Raw genomic sequence first — 4189 nt, 5'->3', positions numbered from 1 at the left:
TATCAATTAACCATAGTTTTGCAAGAAATCTATTTGTTCAATTATCTGGGCTTAACCCTTTGATGACTTCCAACAATTCGTAGGGTTCGTGAATCAAAAAATCTGGATTTTGTTTTGCTAGTACTTCCTGTGAATTGAAACCCCAAGTCACTGCAATTACCTTAATATTTGCTTTCTTGGATGCTTCTACATCTCTGGTTTCATCTCCAACATAAATAACTTCTTGAGGTTTGATTTGTTTTTGTTTTAAGACGTTGTTAATGATTGTTGTTTTTCCAAAGATTGTGACGCCTGAGTAAACAAAATCAAATAAGTTATCTAAATCATTGACTCTGAGGAAATCTGTAACATTGTCTTGAGAATTAGAAGTTATAATCCCTAGTCTGTAACCGTTATTGTTAAGCACTACTAAGGTTTCTTTAATTCCTGAAATGGGCTTTAATTCTTTGATTTTGCTTTTTAATTCAGATTTTACTTTTTTAACCAAAAAAGGTATTTTCAAAATTGAAATTCCTGAGTACTTGATGATTTCCCTAGAATTCAAGTTTCTCAGGAGGGCAAGTTCCTCTTGAGTGATTGGTATATAGCCAAACTTTTGGGCTAAGCCATTGGCTATACCTACCAACGCATCTACTGTATCAGCAATTGTGCCATCAAAATCAAAAATGATTACTTTCTGGGTCATTCTTTCCCCTGGTGGAATGCGTTTAGATTAGCACGGGCATTCCGTCGTAACATCTCTGGTTTAATCCGTCGCAACGCCGATGCCGGAAATTGTCTATCCCACTGTTGATCTGAGATTTGCGCCAATTCTACCAGCTTGGGTGCAACATTCCCAGAGTACGGCTCAAACTCTGCAACATCTGTTTCTTTGGCGAAGCGCTGATTCCAAGGACAAACTTCTTGGCAGATATCACAACCAGCAACCCAGCCTTGTAAATGGGGTGTGACTGTCTGGGGCAATTCTTCATCTCGATTTTCAATTGTATGATAGGCTATGCAGCGATTGGCATCCACCAGAAAAGGCTGGGTAATCGCCCCTGTGGGACACGCCTCCATACAACGAGTACAACTACCGCAGTGTTCTGTATGCGGGCGATCGCTCTCCAACGGCAAATTCGTCAGCACTTCCCCTAAAAAGACCCAAGAGCCATACTCTCGTGTTATCACATTACCATTCTTGGCAATCCAACCGATGCCAGCTTTTTGCGCCCATACTTTATCTTGCACTGGACCTGTGTCTGCATAGTATCGTGCTTGAATGCCTTGATGAAGTCCTTGCAGCCAAGTTGTCAGTGCCTTGAGTTTTTTGTGCATGACTTTGTGATAATCCCGTCCCCAAGCATAACGGGAAATTTTAGCGTATTCTGTTCCTTCGGGACGCTTTTGAGGTGTGTAGTAATTCAGGGCGACACTAATTATAGTTTGCACCTCTGGCATAACCTGACGAATATCTTGCCGCTTCGGATTTGCCATCCATTCCATGTCGGCACCATAACCAAGCGCTAGCCAAGCTTGCAATCTTTGCGTCTGTGTTAAATCTTCCCCGTCTACTGCAGCAATTCCAACCTTATGGAATCCCAACTCCAGAGCCTTCTTTTTCACCTCACTGCTGTTTGTTCCCGAGGATCGATTCATTTTTCTTATTTTAATTTGCCCAGTGCATGGCTTATCTATTCTACACCATTCAGTCAATACACCTATTTCTTTTTGCTATTCATGCTATTTATAAATTTTATTTGCAAAATGTAAAGAGATAATGCAATATGTAAATCGAGAGGCAACAAAAAAATACAAGCCTCCTACTGATTTGCAGCGTAATAACTAATTGACAGTGGGGCAATCATGACTTTTACAACTGATTCAGCACAAAGCCGTTACCCCAATCCCTTCAATTACAGCACTCAGCCTGGTGATGCTGTTACTTCCACCGTGGCTGTGTTCCAAAGCCTAAGCGTGGACGACCAGTTGGCAGTACTTTGGTATGCTTATACAGAGATGGGCCGTTCCATTACACCAGCAGCCACAGGTGCAGCGCGTTTACAGCTAGCTGAAGGTTTGTTAAATCAAATTAAGCAGATGCCTCATGATGAGCAGTTACAGGTGATGCGTGACCTAGCTGCTAAGAGAAATACTCAAATTTCTCGCTCCTACGGTATTCTCAGTAATAACACCAAATTGGCTCTGTGGTACGAATTATCCGAACTTATGGTTCAAGGCTTCGTCGTTCCCATGCCAAACGGCTATCAACTCTCCCGTGATGGCGCAAAGGTATTAGAAGAACTTAAGCAACTCGATTTTGGTCAACAAATTACTGTTTTCCGCAAAGTAGTAGCTGATATGGGTGTTGATCCCCAGCTGACTAATCCCCCTGCTAGAACACCGATTCAGTAATCGGGGGATAAAAGAAAATTCAGTTGAGCATGAAGTAAATAATAGAGAAGAAAATAGAGCAAATACTTGCCAGCCAACGTTTATAGCGATAAGTAAGCCTTGAGCGATATTTAACAAAGTCTCAAGGAGAGGTGTAGCCTGAATTGAGGTAGATTCAAGTAAGAAATGTGCTAGCTCAACCTGAGAATGTACGTATGCGACCAGGAAATTGGCAACCACCGATAGAACTATCAGCACCAGAGCAAAGTATCATTAAGCGCATTAAACGGGCAAAGCTGTTTACGTTCTTACGGCAATATCGCCATCAAATATTTGATGATGAATTTCAAGAAGACCTGAACAAGCTTTATGCAGATTCTGCCAAAGGGCATCCACCAGTAGCACCAGCACAACTGGGATTAGCGACAATCTTGCAAGCTTACACAGGGGCTTCAGATGCGGAAGCAATTGAAGCACTGATCATGGATAGGCGTTGGCAGTTAGTGCTGGATTGCATAGATTGTGAAAATGCGCCTTTTTCCCAGGCGACATTGGCCAGATTTCGCACGGCGCTAATTATCCAAGGTCTCGACCGTAGGCTCATTGAGAGAACAGTAGAACTAGCAGAGCAAACGAAGGGTTTTGGCTCAAGGCAGTTACGGGCAGCACTTGATTCCAGTCCCTTGTGGGGAGCATCGAAGGTCGAGGATACATATAATTTGTTGGGTCACGCGCTCAAAAAAGCGCTCGGCGTGATAGCTAACCAGCAGGGGCGGGGGCTGGCAAAAGTTGCCAATGACATTGGGGTAGACATCGTTGCGGGTTCGAGCTTGAAAGCCGCTTTAGACTTGAACTGGGATAACCCAGACCAGAAAAATTTGGCTTTAGGGATTGTATTAGACGCTTTAGAGCGACTTGAGACTTTTGTACAAGTACAACCAGAAAATACCGAACACCCTCAACTTCGTTCGGCTTTGGAGACCGCAAGGCTAATTGAAGCCCAAGATGTGGAAGTGGATGCTCATGGTGAGATAAAACTACGAACAGGTGTTGCCAAAGAACGACGTATCTCCATCGAAGACGAAGAAATGAGACATGGGCGTAAAAGCAAAACTCAGCTATTTGATGGTTATAAACGTCATGTCTTACGAGATTTAGACAATGGGCTGGTTCGCGCCGTTGGGGTCACAAGAGCAAATATCCCTGAGGCATCTGTTACTGATGCGATCGCCATCGACTTAAAATGCCAGAAAGTGAACCTGGTTGAGTTACACATTGACCGCGCTTACTTGAGCAGTTCTTTGGTTCAAAACAGAACTGATGAACTGACTGTTTACTGTAAAGCTTGGCAAGTAAGAAATGGTAAGCGGTTTACTAAAACTGCTTTTACTTTAGACTGGGACAATCAGACTATTTGTTGTCCTAATCAAGTCACTTTACCTTTCGCCGTTGGCGGCAAAGTCCAGTTTCCCAAGCATATCTGTGCGAGTTGTCCGTTAAGGGACAGTTGTACTACTTCCCGAACTGGACGAAGTGTTTCCATTCATCCTGATGAGCCATTGTTCCAGGAATTAAAACAACGTCAATTAACTCCTGCTGGTCGCGCCAAGCTCCGGGAACGGGTAGGTGTCGAGCATTCCTTATCTCATATTGGTCGCTGGCAAGGAGATCAAGCTCGTTACGTTGGAACTCGCAAAAACTTATTTGACCTCCGCCGTACCGCCGTTGTTCATAATCTTCATGTCCTTGCCAAAATTTTTACTAACACTACTGAGCAGTCTGCTACTTTATCCTGATTACTGAATCGGTGTTCTAG

Annotated in this window: 4 protein-coding genes; 2 read left to right on the top strand and 2 right to left on the bottom strand. The window is 43.4% G+C overall.

Annotated features, from left to right (window positions below; translation table 11 throughout):
- Positions 1-37 precede the first annotated feature (37 nt).
- Together V5G28_RS07745 and queG are read right to left on the bottom strand one after the other, a co-directional pair.
- Positions 38-685: an HAD-IA family hydrolase gene (locus V5G28_RS07745; protein WP_336230079.1), complete on the bottom strand. Its 648-nt coding sequence runs from the start codon at positions 683-685 to the stop codon at positions 38-40.
- Positions 682-1638 carry a tRNA epoxyqueuosine(34) reductase QueG gene (gene queG, locus V5G28_RS07740; protein WP_336230077.1) on the bottom strand — a complete coding sequence of 319 codons (957 nt, stop codon included), beginning with the start codon at positions 1636-1638 and terminating at the stop codon, positions 682-684. Before queG ends, V5G28_RS07745 begins: the two co-directional genes overlap by 4 nt.
- Positions 1639-1845: 207 nt before the next feature.
- On the opposite strand from queG, the gene V5G28_RS07735 reads away from it, so the two are divergent.
- Positions 1846-2394: an orange carotenoid protein N-terminal domain-containing protein gene (locus tag V5G28_RS07735; protein ID WP_336230075.1), complete on the top strand. Its 549-nt coding sequence runs from the start codon at positions 1846-1848 to the stop codon at positions 2392-2394.
- 194 nt (positions 2395-2588) lie between these two features.
- A complete protein-coding gene (locus V5G28_RS07730) occupies positions 2589-4169 on the top strand; it encodes an IS1182 family transposase (protein WP_336230081.1) in 1581 nt (526 codons plus the stop codon).
- Positions 4170-4189 lie beyond the last annotated feature (20 nt).

Origin of the sequence: Scytonema sp. PRP1 (genome assembly GCF_036697665.2) — a bacterium.
GTDB lineage: Bacteria > Cyanobacteriota > Cyanobacteriia > Cyanobacteriales > Nostocaceae > Kalymmatonema > Kalymmatonema gypsitolerans.
Note: the sequence above shows the minus strand (reverse complement) of the source record. Positions and strands in the feature narration are given on the sequence as shown.

What these genes read in the sequence shown, in the direction of transcription:
- queG (WP_336230077.1), bottom strand. Translation starts at nt 1,638, where the DNA reads ATGAATCGATCCTCGGGAACAAACAGCAGTGAGGTGAAAAAGAAGGCT.
- V5G28_RS07735 (WP_336230075.1), top strand. Translation starts at nt 1,846, where the DNA reads ATGACTTTTACAACTGATTCAGCACAAAGCCGTTACCCCAATCCCTTC.
- V5G28_RS07745 (WP_336230079.1), bottom strand. Translation starts at nt 685, where the DNA reads ATGACCCAGAAAGTAATCATTTTTGATTTTGATGGCACAATTGCTGAT.
- V5G28_RS07730 (WP_336230081.1), top strand. Translation starts at nt 2,589, where the DNA reads ATGCGACCAGGAAATTGGCAACCACCGATAGAACTATCAGCACCAGAG.